This is a genomic window from Arthrobacter sp. N199823 (assembly GCF_002929705.1).
Taxonomy (GTDB): Bacteria; Actinomycetota; Actinomycetes; order Actinomycetales; family Micrococcaceae; genus Specibacter.
Genome location: NZ_PJIN01000004.1, coordinates 200280 through 216013 on the forward strand (window position 1 = coordinate 200280; position 15734 = coordinate 216013).

The following is a 15734-nucleotide window of genomic DNA, read 5'->3' on the forward strand; positions in this document are numbered from 1 at the left end:
CGGCTCGGCGACCAGCGACTCGGTCCCCAACGGGCAGAGCCCCAGCGGCTCTGCCACCAGCGGGTCAGTCGGTGACGGTAAAGAGGCTAACATTGTTGGGTGAGCGCCCCCGATCTAACCCCTGAAGAAATCCAAAATTGTCTCAAGGTTTTGGAGAACATCCATGTCTACGACGAAGAACATCCCGACTATGTCCTGGTTCGCCGGGCCACAGGAAAGATGTTCAAAGCTGTCAAGCGGTACCGTCGCAACGTCAAGCGTGATGCCATCAACGATGCCGACAAGGCCGTTATTGCGTTGACCGCCACGGCGGCACCGGACCGTATTGACGACGAGACGCGGGGGAACAAGCTCAAACCCTCAACGACAGGTGACACGGCGGGAACGCTGCAACGTTCCCGTCCGTGTTACATCTGCAAGCAGCACTACACGCAGGTGGATGCGTTCTACCACCAGCTGTGCCCCGACTGCGCTGCGTTTAACCATTCCAAGCGCGATGCGCGCACGGACCTCAGTGGAAAGCGAGCGCTGCTGACCGGTGGCCGGGCAAAGATCGGCATGTACATTGCCCTGCGTCTGCTTCGCGACGGCGCACACACCACCATCACCACACGCTTTCCCAAGGATGCGGCACGTCGCTTCGCCGCGATGGAGGACAGCAGTGAATGGCTCCACCGACTCCGCGTAGTTGGCATCGATCTGCGTGATCCCACCCAGGTTGTGTCTTTGACGGACTCCCTGATTGCAGCCGGTCCGCTGGACATCATCATCAACAACGCCGCCCAGACAGTGCGTCGTTCCGGCAACGCTTACAAGCCACTGGTTGATGCTGAGCTGGAAGAGCTGCCCACGGACTCGCCCATGCCTGAGTTGGTCACCTTTGGTCACGCTCACGATAAGCACCCGCTAGCCTTGGCCACGCAAATGATGGAACACCCCCAGATGGGTGGCAACGAAATCGCCGCACTCGCCCTTTCCATGGGATCGGCGTCCTTGGAGCGCATTGAAGCAGGCACCGCCATTGATGCTGGTGGTCTGGTTCCCGATGTGGCAGCTCTCAACAGCTGGACCCAGGTGATTGATCAGGTGGATCCGCTGGAGATGCTTGAAGTTCAGCTCTGCAATGTCACGGCTCCGTTCCTACTCGTTTCCCGTCTTCGCCCTGCCCTGCAGGCGTCCACAGCTGAGCGCAAGTACATTGTGAACGTCTCCGCCATGGAGGGTCAGTTCTCCCGCGCCTATAAGGGCCCCGGGCACCCGCACACCAACATGGCCAAGGCCGCGCTGAACATGCTGACCCGCACCAGCGCCAAGGAGATGCTCGAGACCGACGGCATCCTCATGACAGCCGTCGACACCGGATGGATCACCGATGAACGCCCGCACTTCACCAAGGTGCGTCTGGCTGAGGAGGGCTTCCATGCTCCCCTGGACCTGGTGGACGGCGCCGCGCGCGTCTACGATCCCATCGTCATGGGTGAATCCGGCGAGGACCAGTACGGGGTCTTCCTGAAGGACTACAAACCCAGCCCGTGGTGAAGCACGACGGCGGCGGGCCGGCTTTCGCATCTACGCTGCGGACCTTGGGACCGGGACTGGCGGCCGCATTCGCGGCGGTAGCCGTTTCCCTTTTGGTCCATGCCCTGGTGCCGATGTTGCCTGCCATGACTGTCGCCGTCGTTCTGGGCATTGCTGCCGTTAACTTGCCCGGTTCCTCGGGTTGGTGTCAAGGCCCGTGGCGTGCGGGGCTGAACTTTGCTGGGAAACACTTGATGCGCGTTGGCATCGTTTTTCTCGGTCTCAAGCTCAGTCTTGGCGACATTATGGAGCTGGGCTGGACCAGCGTGGCCCTGGTGGTGGCAGTGGTCCTGCTGAGTTTTGCCGGCACTTACGCCCTGGGCAAGCTGTTCCGACTCGAGAGCGAAACGTCACTGCTGATTGCCACCGGCTTTTCAATTTGTGGCGCCTCGGCCATTGGAGCCATGGCTGCCGTCAAGGGCACCAAACACGAGGACACGGTACTTCCCGTGGCTCTCGTGACCCTGTGCGGGACGCTTGCCATTGGCGCGCTTCCGCTTCTCATGCACCCACTGGGCCTATCTCCCCTGCAGTTTGGTCAGTGGGTAGGCGCGGGCGTACACGATGTAGGGCAGGTAGTGGCGACGGCACAAACCGCCGGAAGTGTTGCGCTCAGTGCAGCCGTGGTCATTAAGTTGACGCGTGTGGTGCTGCTGGCTCCAATTGTTGGTGTCGCCGGAGCCATGGAGCGGCGCCGCCATAAGAATCTAGCCAGTACAGGCAAGTTTCCGCCGATCATCCCCCTGTTCGTGGTGGGATTCTTGCTTCTGGCTGCCCTGCGCAGTACGGGCTGGCTGCCGGAACTGGCCATTGAAGGCGGTGCCCTGGCGCAGGATATTGCCCTCGGCGCTGCGCTCTTTGGTCTGGGTTCCAGCGTACACGTCCGGGAGCTTCTGCAGACCGGTCTCCGCGCCACCATCATGGCCATGTGTGCTTGGGTACTCATCGCCTCGCTGGCCCTGGGCGCCGTGCATCTCATGACCCCCTGATCTGCTTTTGCTGCCAGTGCATGATTGAATCAAAGGGTGCCAAATTTCAATCTTTCTCGCAGCGAAGCTGCCACTCGCAAATCGTTCCTCACGGTCCACAGCTACGACGTAGATCTCGATCTGAGCGGGGCCGAGGATCCGGCAGTTCCCGGTTTCGCTAGCCACACCACCATCGTCTTCGCCGCGGATCGATCCGTACCCGGCTCGGAGCAAACGTTCCTGGATTTTATGGGTCTGAGCGTTGAATCTGTGGTCCTCAATGGACAGCCGCTGGATATTGCGGAGGTAGTGGATGGTGCACGGATTCACCTGCCCGGCCTGGCTGCGCAGAACACCGTTGTTGTCACTGCCACGGCCGCCTATTCCACCAGTGGCGAGGGCCTGCACCGATTCGTGGATCCCGCGGACGGCAAGACCTACACGTATACCCAATACGAGCCTGCCGACGCCCGTCGCGTCTTCGCGAACTTTGAGCAGCCAGACCTCAAAGCACCCTTCACCTTCCACGTGAATGCCCCGGCCCACTGGACTGTGGCCTCCAACCAGTCGGTCGTATCCAAGGAGCCGGTATCCCGCCAGTCTGAGCTTGCCGGTACCGAACTCACCCGCTGGAACTTCGCCCCCACTTTGCCGATCTCCACGTACATCACCACGGTATTGGCCGGACCTTATTTCAAAGCCGAAGAGCACTTCTCCATGGTCTTTAGTGCCGATGGCAATCACGCAGGGCAGGAGCTGGCGATCCCCTTGGCCGCTTATTGCCGGGCATCGCTAGCACCGCATTTTGACGCCGATGAGATCTTCAAGGTCACCAAGGCCGGGCTTGCGTACTTCAACGAGCTCTTCGACTACCCCTATCCGTTCGGCAAGTATGATCAGGCGTTTGTGCCCGAATACAACCTGGGCGCCATGGAGAATCCGGGCCTGGTGACCTTCACCGAGGCCTATTTGCACGCCTCCCGAGCCACGGATACCGCTTACCAGCAGCGCGCCAACACCATCATGCACGAGATGGCGCACATGTGGTTTGGCGATCTGGTCACCATGGGCTGGTGGGACGATCTCTGGCTGAAGGAGTCCTTCGCCGACTTCATGGGCCATCTGGCCGTGGCCGAAGCCACCGAGTGGGGCGAAAAGTCCTGGACCATGTTCGCCAGTCGCCGCAAGGCGTGGGCTTACACGCAGGATCAGTTGCCCACCACGCACCCGATCGTTGCCGATATCCCCGATCTGGAGGCGGCCAAGGCCAACTTTGACGGCATCACCTACGCCAAGGGCGCCTCCGTGCTCAAACAGTTGGTGGCCTATGTTGGCAAGGATGCGTTCATCGCCGGCTCCCGGGAGTACTTCCGGAACCACGAATTCTCCAATACCTCGTTGAACGATCTGCTGGAACCGCTGAGCAAGGCAACGGGGCGCAACCTCGAGGCCTGGGCCGGCCAGTGGCTGGGTACCTCCGGCATGTCGACGCTGCTGCCGGATCTGGACATTGACAAGGGCGCGGTCTCCTCCTTGACGATCAAGCATTCGTCCCTGGATCCTGTCACCGGCAGCACGGCTCTGCGCCCGCACCGCTTGGGGATCGGCTTCTTCACGTACGACGCCGGAGCCTTGGTCAAGAGCCAATCGTTTACTGTGGATGTGGTTGGGCAAGAGACGGTCGTGGCCGAGGCAGTGGGCTCACCCATCCCCGATCTAGTTCTGGTCAACGACCAAGATCTCAGCTACGCCAAGGTTCGTCTGGATGCCGGGTCCATGAGCACGGCACTGGCGAGCGTTGGCCGCATTGTTGATCCACTATCTCGCAGCCTGGTGTGGTCCGCGTTGTGGAACGCTACGCGTGATGGCATGCTCCCCGCAACCGTTTACCTGCGCACCGTGGCGGCCCACGCCGGCGGCGAAGCTGACACCAGCTTGCTGCAGACATTGGCGGATAATGCCCTGCACGCCTTGACCCACTACTGCCCCGCCGCGGACCGGGCCGCTACGGCGGATCTGTTGCTGGCCGGCGTCGAACATCATCTCCGCCAGGCAGAGCCGGGCAGCGACGAACAACTGGTCTGGGCACGTACCCTGGCCCTCTTGGGTAGAGGCAGCGACGCCGTGAACGCCCGGAGCCGGGAACTACTGGCAGGTAGCCACGTGCCGGATGGGCTCGTGGTGGATGGGAGCCTGCGTTGGCTGTTGTGGCAGCAGCTGGCCGCACGCGGGGCAGCTACTATTGCCGACCTCGATGCCGAGTTGGCGGCCGACACCACGGCCGAGCACCGCGCAAACCACTGCACGGCTGTGGCAGCCCTGCCTGAGCCCGCATTGAAGCAGCAGCGCTGGGCCGAAGCGGTGGAGCAGAGCGATCTGAGCAACCAGTTGCTCAGCGCCACGATCGCCGGGTTCATGGTGGGCAGCCAGGAACTGCTGGCACCATATACCGAGCGCTATTTCGAAGCCATTGAGCCGATCTGGAACTCGCGTAGCCTGGAAATTGCCGGGCGTATTGTCCGCGGACTGTTCCCGGCGCACCAGGATCTGCTGGCCGGGCTCGAACCCGAGCACCATCCGGTGGTGCACCGCACGGACCAGTGGCTAGCCGAGCACCCGGACTCAGCCAGGGGTCTGCGCCGCATGCTGATTGAGCAGCGCGATCACCTGCTGCGGACGTTGCGGGCACAGGCCGGGAGTGCACCGTCTGGGGCGTAAGGCCAGCCACCGGAATAAGTTGTCGCTTCAACTAGTTGGCATGAAGTATGGCCTCCCCAAAAAATACTGCACCCCTGTACCCAAAGCCGCACCGGACCTTGTTTATTGCCCTTGCTTCAGCCTTGATACTGGTTCTCGCCGGGGCTGGGATTTGGTGGGGCGTGAAAGCTGCTTCCTCGGATACCCCCACGGGGGTTGCAAAAGGCAGCGCGGCTACTGGGGCAACGGTGGCTGCCCTGCCTGCGCGCACCCACATGGGCGCCATCGAGTTGCGCACCGCAGCACTGGCTCCCATGCGGGAGTTTTATGTGGGTGCTGTGGGTCTTGAGGTGTTCGGAGAATCCGCCGAGCACCTCAGCCTGGGCAGCAAGGGGGTGGAGCTACTGTCAATCACCCGCGCGGTCGATCTTGCCGCGGATGCGCCCACGGCGGCCGGGCTATACCATTCGGCGATCCTCTACCCCAACGAACAATCCCTCGCTCAGACACTACTGAACGTGGTGACCGAAGCTCCGCAGAGCTATGCTGGCAGTGCGAACCATGCAGTGAGCCTGGCGTTCTACTTCTCGGATCCGGACGGCAATGGCTTAGAACTTTATGCCGACACTCCCAAAGATGAGTGGGTCTGGAAAGACGGACTGGTCCAGATGGGCTCAGCGGCGCTGGACCCAAACGCCTTCCTCAATGAACACCTAGGTAAAGCTGCCGCCAAGGCAGCGGCAACCGTCGGCCACGTACACCTGCGCGTCGGAGATCTGCAGCAGGCCCGCACGTTCTACGCCGACACGCTTGGCTTCGCCGTCACCGCCGAGGCTGACGGTGCACTGTTCTACGCGGCTGGCGGATATCACCACCACCTGGCAACAAATACCTGGAACAGTGCCGGTGCCGCGCCTCGCCCCGCGACCTCGGGCTTGGGCAGCTTCACCGTTCATCTCGGAGACGAGGCTGCATTGCTGGCCGTGGCACAGCGCTTGAGCGATGCCGGGCTCACTTTCACGCAGGATGCTTCCCTCATCACTGTCAATGATCCCTGGGGAAATACGGTGCGGCTGCTCGCCTAGGAGCTCGGGCGTTGGGCTGCTCGCAAGACCCATCGCACCAAGGTATAGGCCATTCCCAAAAGGACTGCCAACCAGGCTGCCACGGCCACCCAGGTGGCCACATGACCCACCCAAGCCACGAGCGGCATCTGATTTTCGGTGCCGAACCTGTAGGTCGCCACGGCAAACATGCCCAGCGGGAACACCACCGACCACAGGGAGGTTGAGTAGTTGAGGGGTTCGCGCCGCACCACGTGTCGCCAGAAACCAAAGGCCACTAATAGCGGAACCCACCACATTCCAAAAGCCCACAGTAAATAGCTGATGCCACCCACGGTAGGGCCAGCCAGATGAAGCACCGGAACATCGCCGGGCAGGTGAAGGATCATAGACCCGGCAAGGACGGTGATGGCGGTGGCCCCCATGAAAATCCAGTTTGTGGGCACGATACCACCTTGGTTTTCGCCGCCAGTAAGCAGACGCAGCATGACCAACGTAGTCAGAGTCAGGTAGAGCATGATGCCAATGCCCCAGAAAGCCACCGCAGCATCGCTAAGCAGGCGCATTTGGCTGCCTCCGGTGGCGAGTGATGCTGCAGCCATCGACAGGGATTGAGTGGACACCACCCACAGAAACCAGGTCCCGTCCACCGGCAAGAGCCGCGGCCTGCGCGTCTCGCCAATTTCGGCGCGCAGCATCATTGACAGCGGAACGCCGTAGGCCAAAAACAGCCATAGCGGAATGCTCATGGCTGCCATAATCCATGTGAGGAATGGTGCCACCGGGTGGAAGCCAATGCCCACCACGTTGATGGCCGCCACCATGGTGAGATAACCAAAGCCCTTGTGGGGGTTGCGGAAATCAGCCACGACGTGGGGAGTGTGGACCACCAGCCGGCCCAGTAACCCCACCATCAGCACCACCAGGCCGGCGACAGCAATCCACAGCAGAGCCCACGAAGACCGGGTCCAGCCGGCGTCAAAGAGCGCTGCGGAAACAATGCCCGTGGCCATAACAAAAGCAAAGGAAGCCGGCGGCTGGTTGGGCCAGCCCTTCCTGATGCGTGATGTGGCGTAGGCTATGGGCTTCATGGCACGCGGTGAAGCCATTCTTCCGTGCCAAACTTCGATTCAACCCGTCGCTGCGCCTCAGCCAGTTCAGCCTCGGTAAGTGTCGCCATATGCGCGTCATAGCGGGCGGCAAACGTGTCAGACATGCGGTCCAATATTTCCTGCCGGCTCATGCCGCTTTGCCGTCGTAGCGGATCCACGCGCTTCTTCGCCGAACGTGTGCCCTTATCCGAGAGCTTTTCCTTGCCGATGCGGAGCACTTCAACCATTTTGTCGGCGTCAATGTCGTAGCTCATGGTCACGTGGTGCACCATGGCGCCATTGCTTAGACGCTTTTGGGCTGCCCCGCCAATCTTTCCCTTGTCCGTGGCAATGTCATTGAGTGGAATGTAGAACGCCTCAATACCCATGGACTCCAGAGCTGCCAGGACCCAGGTATCAAGGAATTTGTAGGAGTCCTCAAAGTTCAGCCCGTCCACCAACGTCTGCGGCACATACAAGGAGTAAGTAATGCAGTTGCCTGCCTCCATGAACATGGCACCGCCACCAGTCACCCGGCGCACCACCTTGATGCCATACTTTTCGACGCCGGCCGGCTCGAGTTCGTTGCGGACTGACTGGAAGCTACCGATGACCACAGACGGCTCGTCCCAGTCCCAAAAACGCAGGGTGGGGTTCCGGCGCCCTGCTCCAACTTCTTCCACGAGGACCTCATCCAGGGCCACGTTGAGGGCTGTGGGCAGCACTATCGGGGCAATGATGTCCCACTTGTGGTCAATCCAGCTGCTGGCCTTGGTCAGGGCGCGGCGGACGGTAATGGCCACCGCCTGCGCGGAGAAACCAAACAACACAGCGTCCTGCGGCAAAGCAGCCGTGATGGCATCTGCCATTCCCTCAGCTGGCAGATTGGCGGACAGTCCGTTCAGTGCCGCATTAATGTCATCGAGCGCCTCGTCGGGCTCCAGGAAGAAATCACCACTGACATGCACATCATGAAGCAACCCGTCCGTGACAGAGCAATCGACCACCACCAGCTTGCCGCCGTGGACCTTATATTCACCATGCAATTCAGAAGCCATAGCTACATCATCCCCGGGTCCTCCCACAGCTCGCAAACTCGCCGCGGGCCCCTCGGACCCGTGGGCCCAAAAACACAGTCCTCCCCCACCCCAGAAAACTCGCCGCGGGCCCCTCGGACCCGTGGGCCCAAAAACACAGTCCTCCCCCACCCCAGAAAACTCACCGCGGAGATGTGTGGCTTTTAACAAAAACAGGGCCCGCACCAATCGGTGCGAGCCCTGCCAAAGAAACTGGGGAAAGAAGTATTACTTCTTGCCGAAGCCCGAGAAGCGAGCGTTGAAGCGCTCGACGCGACCGGCGCTGTCCATGATGCGCTGCTTGCCCGTGTAGAACGGGTGCGACTCTGAGGAGATTTCAACGTCGATGATGGGGTAGGTGTTGCCATCTTCCCATTCGATGGTCTTCTTGGACGTTGCGGTGGAGCGCGTCAGGAACTTGGTCTCGGAAGCCAGGTCGTTGAAAACTACGGCTTCGTACTTCGGGTGGATGTTCTGCTTCACAATGAACCTCAGAGTGTAATTGCCTGGATTTTGCCAGACAGATGAATGTTATGGTCACAAGGACCAGCTAGAAACTTTACCGGTTCCAGCCCATTTCACCAAGCCCGATCCGTCAACGCAGCCAGCGCACTGTTGGCATGAACATCCATATTGGTTTCACTGCTGATTTGGAAACGCAGGATCTGGGCGGAATCAACAATGAACGTGGCTCTTTTGGTAGGAAGTGACTTTGCCAACAGTCGACGCCGGACACCAAACAAATCTGCCACTGCACCATCTTGGTCGCTCAAGAGTGGGTAAGTGAACTTGTTATTCGTGGCAAATTTTAGTTGTTTGGCCACGGAATCGGTGCTGATGCCCACCATGGACGCTCCGGCAGCTGTAAATTCTGCCTGCAGGTCCCGGAAGTGGCAGGCTTCCTTGGTGCAACCGCCGCTGCTTGCCAGGGGGTAGAAGAAAATCACCAGCGGGCCATTGGCCGTCAGCTCACTCAAGCTACGCATAACTCCATGCTGATCGAGCAGGGAAAAATCGGCCACTTTCTCATCAATTTTCATGCTTCCACATTACTCGCGGCTGAGCCGATCAACACATGAAACACCGAGGGACACTGACAGATACTGAGGGATACTGAGGGATACTGACTTAGTGGCGTGGGTCCGTCGCAAAGAAGGCAACGGCACTGGCTGCTGCAACGTTGAGCGAATCCACGCCGTCGGCCATGGGGATCATGATGGCTAGATTGGTCTGCGCCAGGGTTCGGGCGCTGAGGCCATCGCCTTCGGTGCCGAGAATGAGCGCCAGTTTCTCATCGTTACGGGCGGCGAGTTCCTTGATAGTCAACGAATCCTGCACCAGGGCTAGGGCCGCCGTCGTAAATCCGGCATCATGGAGCACCTGGATACCTTCTGGCCATTCCGGGAGCCGGGCCCACGGCACCTGAAAGACGGTTCCCATGCTGACGCGGATGCTACGGCGGTACAAGGGATCGGCGCAGCGAGGAGTCACCAGAACGGCGTCAACGCCCAAGGCGGCAGCGGAGCGGAAGACTGCACCAATGTTCGTATGATCCACAATGTCTTCGAGGACGGCAATGCGGCGGGAGTTGGCCAAGAGCTCAGACAGGTCCGCCGGTTCCGGGCGGTGCATGGCGGCCATGGCGCCCCGGTGCAGATTGAAGCCGATGATCTTTTCTAGGATTTCGGCTGTGCCGACGTATACCGGAACATGATCGTAATCAGCCAGAATGCTGGCAAAATCAGGCAGCCAGCGTTCGGTCATGAAGAAAGATCTCGGCTGATGCCCCGAAGCCAGAGCACGGCGAATGACCTTCAAGCTTTCGGCGATAAACAGGCCTTCGGCCGGCTCCTTGACCTTGCGCAATTGCACGTCTGTCAGGGAAAGGTAATCGCTGACGCGCGGATCCGCAGCGTCGTCGATATGGATGATCATGCCACCACCAATTTCTGAATCATAAAGAAGAGAGCCACCAGGCCCAAGATCACAATGACGGTGCGCAACACCACGGGAGGGAGTTTGCGGCCAATGCGGGCACCGAGGAAACCGCCGGCCAGCGAGCTCGCAGCAATCAACGCCACCACCTGCCAGATGATCTTTTCCGGGGCAAAGATCAGGTATGAGATAGCCGCAACGACGTTGACGCTGAGGGCCAGAACGTTTTTGACGGCGTTGGCGTTTTGCAAGGTGCCAGACATGAAGATGCCCAAAATGGCTACAAGCAGCACACCCTGGGCGGCCACAAAGTAGCCGCCGTAGACGCCTGTCAAAAATACCAGAAGCACCATAATGGTCTCGTGCGAACGGCTCGATGTGGCGGATTCGCGGCGCTTCTTGATCACGCCTTGGAGTCGCGGCTGGAAAATCACAAGGGCCAGTGCCAAAACAATGAGCGCCGGGGCAACGAACGAAAACACTGACTCAGGCAGGTGCAAGAGCAAGTATGCGCCGGTCATTCCGCCGAGCAACGACGCCGGCATGAGGCGAGCTAAGTTGCGGCCCATCCCACGCAGCTCACGCCGGTAGCCCCACGTTCCAGAGACTCCTCCGGCGATCAAACCCATGGCGTTGCTGACCACGGCCATGACAGGGGCAATCCCCAGGGCGATCAGGATAGGGAAGGTGACCAGCGTGCCGGAACCAACCACGGTGTTGATGGTTCCGGCCCATAGACCGCCCAGCAGGATGAAGAAAGATTCAAGCACATTCACTGCTGGGAGTGGTCCTTAGCAAAATTGACGGAAAGAAAGTATTGCGGTGGCTAGTGGCGCGCCGTGGCCGTGTACCGTCCGGCGTTGTTTGTCACGGTCAGGGGCAGGCCGAAGGTCTTGCTGAGGTTCTCCTCGGTCAGGACGTCTGCGAGGGGACCCTGAGCGACCACGCCGCCTTCCCGCAGCAACATGGCATGCGTAAAGCCCGGGGGAATCTCTTCGAGGTGATGGGTAACCAGCACAGTGCTCGGAGCCATTGGATCGGCGGCCAATTCGCTCAAGCGCTTGACGAGCCCCTCACGTCCGGCCAAATCCAGACCGGCGCCTGGCTCATCCAAGAGCAGCAGCTCAGGATCGCTCATGAGGGCTCGAGCGATCTGCACCCGCTTGCGTTCGCCCTCGCTGAGAGACGCGAAGGGGCGGTTGAAGAAGGTGGAGACTCCCCACTCTTCCAACAGCCCAAAGGCGCGGCGTTCGTCGTCGCGCTCGTAATCCTCACGCCAGCGGCCGGTGACGCCGTAAGAGGCGGTCACCACAACATTAAGAACTTTTTCGTGCTCCGGGATCTGGTGAGCCAACGCGGCCGAGGCAACGCCGATGCGGGGGCGTAGCTCGAAGACGTCGACGGCGCCCATGACCTCATCCAGGATGCCCGCTACGCCGCGGGTGGGGTGTAGGCGCGCACCAGCGATCTGCAACAGTGTGCTCTTGCCCGCGCCGTTGGGGCCAAGCACAACCCAACGCTCACCCTCGGTGACATGCCAATCGACGTTGTCCAACAGTGTCTTGGTGCCGCGGACTACGCTGACACCAGCCAAACCCAAAACTTCACTCATAAACAATGAGCCTAGGGCACACAAGGCAGCCAGCGCTAACCGAAGCAGCCAGCTCACACTCCGGGTAGGCGGTGACAGGTGCGGATTGGCTAGACTACTTTTCATGCCCTCCACATTTACAGCAGTCAGCTATGGCCAAACGCTCTCCCCCGCAGCCCTGGACAAGGTTCGCTCCGTCCTGAGCGCACACGGCTACCGCATTGCCAGTGAACGTACCGAAAGTCATCCGGGATTCGACGCTGCCGTCCTAGAGCTGGGCTCTCTGGAACCCAGCGGGACCAGCGATGCCCAAGCAGCGGCACGCATTGCACGCCTGCGCGCGGACCTAGGCGAGGCAGCGCAAGAGGGCGTCTGCACCGCCATTGTTCCGGACACGCTGCGTGCAGCAGAACGCAAGTTCATCATCATGGATGTTGATTCCACACTCATCCAACAGGAAGTCATCGAGCTGTTGGCCTCCTATGCCGGGACCGAGGCGGAAGTTGCCAAAGTCACTGAGGCGGCCATGCGCGGAGAACTGGATTTTGCGCAGAGCCTGCACCATAGAGTAGCCACCCTGGCAGGGCTGCCGGAGAGCGTGCTGTCAGAGGTGGGAGCCAAAATCAAGATGTCGGTGGGAGCTGAGCGGCTCGTGGCCAACGCGAAAGCCGCCGGACATGTGGTGTGTGCAGTCTCAGGTGGCTTCTCTCAAATCTTGGCCCCGCTGGCAGAACGTCTGGGCTTGGATCATGCTCTGGCCAACGACCTGGAGATCGTTGATGGGCACTTGACAGGGAAGGTCAGCGGCGCCGTGGTGGACCGCGCCGTCAAAGCCGTGCAGCTTCGCACGTGGTGCGCTGAGGCTGGCATTGCCGAAACGGCCACGATGGCCATTGGTGACGGCGCTAACGATCTTGACATGATGGCGGCGGCAACACTGGGCGTGGCCTTCAACGCCAAGCCTGCCGTGCGAGCCGTGGCAGATGCGCAGATCAACATCCCCAACCTCGATGTGGCTCTGGTTTTAGCTAACATCTAGCAATCGGTTTGTAGTAGCAACACAACAGAGGTCCCGTAGCTTGAGCTGCGGGACCTCTGTATTTAAGCTGATTTCACTACATGCTGTCCGGAAGATCCGGAGGCGTGCGGCCTACTTGAAGTAGTCGGCGCCGCCCACGTATTCGGTGTGACCTGAGGGGACCTCGGCCGATGCCATCTTGGCAATCTCAGCGGCAAATTCAGCCACGGAGTAGAGCTTGCCGGCCTCGGCGCGGCGGGCTTCAATGGCTCCTGGGTTGGCGCGGTCCAACAGAGTTGCCGTCACGGTCCCTTCAATCATGTCGCCGGAGACAACCACCAAGGAGATGTCCTCTGCGGCAAGGTTAGGGATCAAGGCCCGCAGAGCATCTTCGCCGGCACGCTTGCTCTTGGCAACCGGCAGGTATTCCGGCATGGTGGCCACGGTTTCAATGAAGTGTGCCTGGTGGCTTGTGACAAACACCACGCGAGAACCTGCTGGCATCACAGGCATGGCGGCGTTGAGCAAGTTGACCTGGGCGTCGCGGTTGAGCTGCAGAGCATAGTTCTCGGCCATGCCGCTTTCCATGCCGCCGGACGCGTTCAGGACCACCAAGTCCAGCGAACCAAAGTTCTCCAGGGCCGCGCTGACCAGAGCCTGCACGCCTTCCTGAGTGGTCAAATCTGCGCCTATGGCAATGGCGCGGCCGCCGGCCTCCACAATCTGGGCTACAACCTTGTTGGCACGGGGTGCCTTCTGGCGGTAGTTCACAACCACCGCTGCGCCTTCGGCAGCCAGGAGCTTGGCTACATCAGCGCCAACTCCACGTGAGGATCCGGTGACAATAGCTGTCTTTCCGTCAAGCTTTCCCATAAACAATTCCTTCGTTTCTTATCAATGTTCCGCGCTCCGGGGGTTCTTTTACTCATCCGATGCGGGCAGTCTTATGTCGAATCCTAGCGGCGCGCCGCCGTACCGCCGAGTACACGGGCCGGGCACAGGGCCAGGGCACAGCGCCGTCGAACTTTAGTGGCCCATGCCCAATCCGCCATCAACGGGGATGACAGCGCCTGAGATGTAGGCGGCCTCGTCGCTGGAAACCCACCGAACCACGTTCGCTACTTCCTCTGCGGAGGCGAAGCGCCCGGCGGGGATGGTGGAGAGGTATTGCTTCTGAGTGGCCTCGGGCAGCTCAGCTGTCATGTCGGTGCTGATGAAGCCAGGGGCCACAACGTTGGCGGTGATGCCGCGTGAGCCCAGTTCGCGGGTGAGTGAACGGGCAATGCCCACCAGACCGGCCTTGGAGGCGGCGTAGTTGATCTGGCCCGGGGAACCATACAAGCCCACCACGGAAGAAATCAGCACCACGCGGCCCTTGCGCATGCGAATCATGGCCTTTGATGCCCGCTTGATAACCCGGAATGCGCCCGTGAGGTTCGTGTCGACGACGGAGGTGAAGTCCTCTTCGCTCATACGCATCAGCAGGGTGTCCTTGGTGATGCCGGCGTTGGCGACCAGCACCTCCACGGGCCCGTGGGCAGCCTCAACTTCGGTGAATGCGGCATCGATGGACGCCGCATCCGTCACGTCAGCTTGAACGCCGAGGATCCCTTCGGGCAGTTCGGAAGCGCTACGGAAAGTCACGGCGACCTTGTCTCCGTTGGCCAGAAATGCCTTGGCGATGGCCAGGCCGATGCCCCTATTGCCACCCGTGACCAAAACACTGCGGGCCTGCTTCTCGGCGCCTACCGATGAACTCATGTATTCCTCCTGGAAGTTTTTTTCATTCAACTCGGTGATTAAGCGGTGAACTGAGGCGTGCCAAAGTCCGTGCCGCACCGCGAGCTGTACTTTAGTTAATGAATCCTACTGGGAAAGCGGCCCCGGCTCACACTTGGGCTTTTGGTTGAACACATCGGCAGTGAGAGAATGGAAGCGTCCCTTGGAGTGTGATGAAAGAACAATCAGCTACACCGAATCTCGGTGCAGGCCGACGCATTAAGTTCAACAGCGGCGAGCCTGAGTCCCCCGTTCTAGCCATAACTAACGCCGCAGTTCCGCATAGCGAGGACATGCGTCACAGGATGAAGCAGTACGCCCTGACCATGGGTATTCGCATGGTCTGCCTGGCACTGATCTTTGTGGTCGACGGATGGTTCAAGATCATCCCCGTGGTGGGCGCCGTGGTGCTGCCATGGGTTGCCGTCATCATTGCCAACGGTGGCGCGGATATCACCAAGCAGGAATCCGTGGAGCTGCTCGATGCGGCACCACTGCATGCCCTCGATGGCCAAGAAAAAGTGATGGACGACGACGATACCTCCACCCCTGCCTTCCTCACCGGCGAGATTGTCCCCGAGTCTGAGGACACCCCAGGTTTAGTTACTGACGCAGCTGAGTCTGACGCACCTTCCGCCGAGAAGGACCTCCCATGAACATCTTTGATCTTTTGGGCGCCGAATCTGCCGCTGAGCGGCCCGCAGCACAGACACCCATTTGTTCCCGCAAGGGTTGCCGTGCAAACGCCACCACCCAGCTGCTGTGGAACAATCCCAAGATTCACACAGCTGAGCGTCGTAAGATCTGGTTGGCTTGCTCCGAACATGTCGCTTGGCTTGAAGATTATCTCCAGAGCCGTTCACTGTGGAAAGAGACGCTTCCGCTTGAGGTAATGCCGCCAGCGGGCCCACACTCGAGCCCTAAGGATTCGCTCTAG

At 60.3% G+C, this 15734-nt stretch carries 16 protein-coding genes; 7 read left to right on the top strand and 9 right to left on the bottom strand.

Annotated features, from left to right (window positions below; all coding sequences use genetic code 11):
* The first annotated feature begins 99 nt into the window (after positions 1-99).
* Genes CXQ93_RS11160 through CXQ93_RS11175 form a run of 4 tightly spaced genes read left to right on the top strand, consistent with a single transcriptional unit; the run spans position 100 to position 6328 of the window.
* On the top strand, positions 100-1539 hold the full coding sequence (locus CXQ93_RS11160; RefSeq protein WP_104110494.1) for an SDR family NAD(P)-dependent oxidoreductase: 1440 nt from the start codon (positions 100-102) through the stop codon (positions 1537-1539).
* On the top strand, positions 1533-2567 hold the full coding sequence (locus CXQ93_RS11165) for a YeiH family protein (RefSeq protein ID WP_258068867.1): 1035 nt from the start codon (positions 1533-1535) through the stop codon (positions 2565-2567). Before CXQ93_RS11160 ends, CXQ93_RS11165 begins: the two co-directional genes overlap by 7 nt.
* A 36-nt stretch (positions 2568-2603) precedes the next feature.
* Complete coding sequence (gene pepN / locus CXQ93_RS11170; protein ID WP_104110495.1) at positions 2604-5264, top strand: aminopeptidase N; 2661 nt, start codon at positions 2604-2606, stop codon at positions 5262-5264.
* 47 nt (positions 5265-5311) lie between these two features.
* On the top strand, positions 5312-6328 hold the full coding sequence (locus tag CXQ93_RS11175; protein ID WP_104110496.1) for a VOC family protein: 1017 nt from the start codon (positions 5312-5314) through the stop codon (positions 6326-6328).
* Here the strand turns inward: CXQ93_RS11175 and CXQ93_RS11180 are convergent.
* The 7 genes from CXQ93_RS11180 to CXQ93_RS11210 form a co-directional block, all read right to left on the bottom strand.
* Positions 6325-7416, bottom strand: a complete 1092-nt coding sequence (locus tag CXQ93_RS11180; protein ID WP_104110497.1) for a tellurite resistance/C4-dicarboxylate transporter family protein — start codon at positions 7414-7416, stop codon at positions 6325-6327. The genes CXQ93_RS11175 and CXQ93_RS11180 overlap by 4 nt on opposite strands.
* Positions 7395-8456 carry a biotin/lipoate A/B protein ligase family protein gene (locus CXQ93_RS11185; protein WP_104110498.1) on the bottom strand — a complete coding sequence of 354 codons (1062 nt, stop codon included), beginning with the start codon at positions 8454-8456 and terminating at the stop codon, positions 7395-7397. The genes CXQ93_RS11180 and CXQ93_RS11185 overlap by 22 nt, the downstream gene beginning before the upstream one ends.
* 246 nt (positions 8457-8702) lie before the next feature.
* Positions 8703-8957: a type B 50S ribosomal protein L31 gene (locus CXQ93_RS11190; protein ID WP_062288789.1), complete on the bottom strand. Its 255-nt coding sequence runs from the start codon at positions 8955-8957 to the stop codon at positions 8703-8705.
* Between the two features lie 95 nt (positions 8958-9052).
* The gene (locus CXQ93_RS11195; protein ID WP_104110499.1) at positions 9053-9514 is read right to left on the bottom strand and encodes a peroxiredoxin; all 462 of its coding nucleotides are present in this window, start codon (positions 9512-9514) and stop codon (positions 9053-9055) included.
* A gap of 88 nt (positions 9515-9602) precedes the next feature.
* A complete protein-coding gene (locus tag CXQ93_RS11200) occupies positions 9603-10409 on the bottom strand; it encodes an RNA methyltransferase (protein ID WP_104110500.1) in 807 nt (268 codons plus the stop codon).
* Positions 10406-11185 (bottom strand): sulfite exporter TauE/SafE family protein, encoded by a 780-nt coding sequence (locus tag CXQ93_RS11205; protein ID WP_104110501.1) that lies wholly within the window; start codon positions 11183-11185, stop codon positions 10406-10408. The genes CXQ93_RS11200 and CXQ93_RS11205 overlap by 4 nt, the downstream gene beginning before the upstream one ends.
* 50 nt (positions 11186-11235) lie before the next feature.
* Positions 11236-12021 carry an ABC transporter ATP-binding protein gene (locus CXQ93_RS11210; protein ID WP_104110502.1) on the bottom strand — a complete coding sequence of 262 codons (786 nt, stop codon included), beginning with the start codon at positions 12019-12021 and terminating at the stop codon, positions 11236-11238.
* 103 nt (positions 12022-12124) lie between these two features.
* Between CXQ93_RS11210 and serB the strand changes: the two genes are divergently transcribed.
* Positions 12125-13039 (top strand): phosphoserine phosphatase SerB, encoded by a 915-nt coding sequence (gene serB, locus CXQ93_RS11215; protein WP_104110503.1) that lies wholly within the window; start codon positions 12125-12127, stop codon positions 13037-13039.
* Between the two features lie 111 nt (positions 13040-13150).
* Here serB and CXQ93_RS11220 read toward each other — a convergent pair whose 3' ends face one another.
* Positions 13151-13891 (bottom strand): SDR family oxidoreductase, encoded by a 741-nt coding sequence (locus CXQ93_RS11220; RefSeq protein ID WP_104110504.1) that lies wholly within the window; start codon positions 13889-13891, stop codon positions 13151-13153.
* A 153-nt stretch (positions 13892-14044) separates the two neighbouring features.
* On the bottom strand, positions 14045-14779 hold the full coding sequence (locus CXQ93_RS11225; protein ID WP_104110505.1) for a beta-ketoacyl-ACP reductase: 735 nt from the start codon (positions 14777-14779) through the stop codon (positions 14045-14047).
* 191 nt (positions 14780-14970) lie between these two features.
* Here CXQ93_RS11225 and CXQ93_RS11230 point away from each other — a divergent pair, with 191 nt between their 5' ends.
* Positions 14971-15453 carry a DUF3099 domain-containing protein gene (locus CXQ93_RS11230; protein ID WP_104110506.1) on the top strand — a complete coding sequence of 161 codons (483 nt, stop codon included), beginning with the start codon at positions 14971-14973 and terminating at the stop codon, positions 15451-15453.
* Positions 15450-15734: a hypothetical protein gene (locus CXQ93_RS11235; protein ID WP_104110507.1), complete on the top strand. Its 285-nt coding sequence runs from the start codon at positions 15450-15452 to the stop codon at positions 15732-15734. The genes CXQ93_RS11230 and CXQ93_RS11235 overlap by 4 nt, the downstream gene beginning before the upstream one ends.

What these genes read in the sequence shown, in the direction of transcription:
- CXQ93_RS11175 (WP_104110496.1), top strand. Translation starts at nt 5,312, where the DNA reads ATGGCCTCCCCAAAAAATACTGCACCCCTGTACCCAAAGCCGCACCGG.
- CXQ93_RS11180 (WP_104110497.1), bottom strand. Translation starts at nt 7,416, where the DNA reads ATGGCTTCACCGCGTGCCATGAAGCCCATAGCCTACGCCACATCACGC.
- CXQ93_RS11185 (WP_104110498.1), bottom strand. Translation starts at nt 8,456, where the DNA reads ATGGCTTCTGAATTGCATGGTGAATATAAGGTCCACGGCGGCAAGCTG.
- CXQ93_RS11195 (WP_104110499.1), bottom strand. Translation starts at nt 9,514, where the DNA reads ATGAAAATTGATGAGAAAGTGGCCGATTTTTCCCTGCTCGATCAGCAT.
- CXQ93_RS11200 (WP_104110500.1), bottom strand. Translation starts at nt 10,409, where the DNA reads ATGATCATCCATATCGACGACGCTGCGGATCCGCGCGTCAGCGATTAC.
- CXQ93_RS11210 (WP_104110502.1), bottom strand. Translation starts at nt 12,021, where the DNA reads ATGAGTGAAGTTTTGGGTTTGGCTGGTGTCAGCGTAGTCCGCGGCACC.
- serB (WP_104110503.1), top strand. Translation starts at nt 12,125, where the DNA reads ATGCCCTCCACATTTACAGCAGTCAGCTATGGCCAAACGCTCTCCCCC.
- CXQ93_RS11220 (WP_104110504.1), bottom strand. Translation starts at nt 13,891, where the DNA reads ATGGGAAAGCTTGACGGAAAGACAGCTATTGTCACCGGATCCTCACGT.
- CXQ93_RS11225 (WP_104110505.1), bottom strand. Translation starts at nt 14,779, where the DNA reads ATGAGTTCATCGGTAGGCGCCGAGAAGCAGGCCCGCAGTGTTTTGGTC.
- CXQ93_RS11230 (WP_104110506.1), top strand. Translation starts at nt 14,971, where the DNA reads ATGAAAGAACAATCAGCTACACCGAATCTCGGTGCAGGCCGACGCATT.
- CXQ93_RS11235 (WP_104110507.1), top strand. Translation starts at nt 15,450, where the DNA reads ATGAACATCTTTGATCTTTTGGGCGCCGAATCTGCCGCTGAGCGGCCC.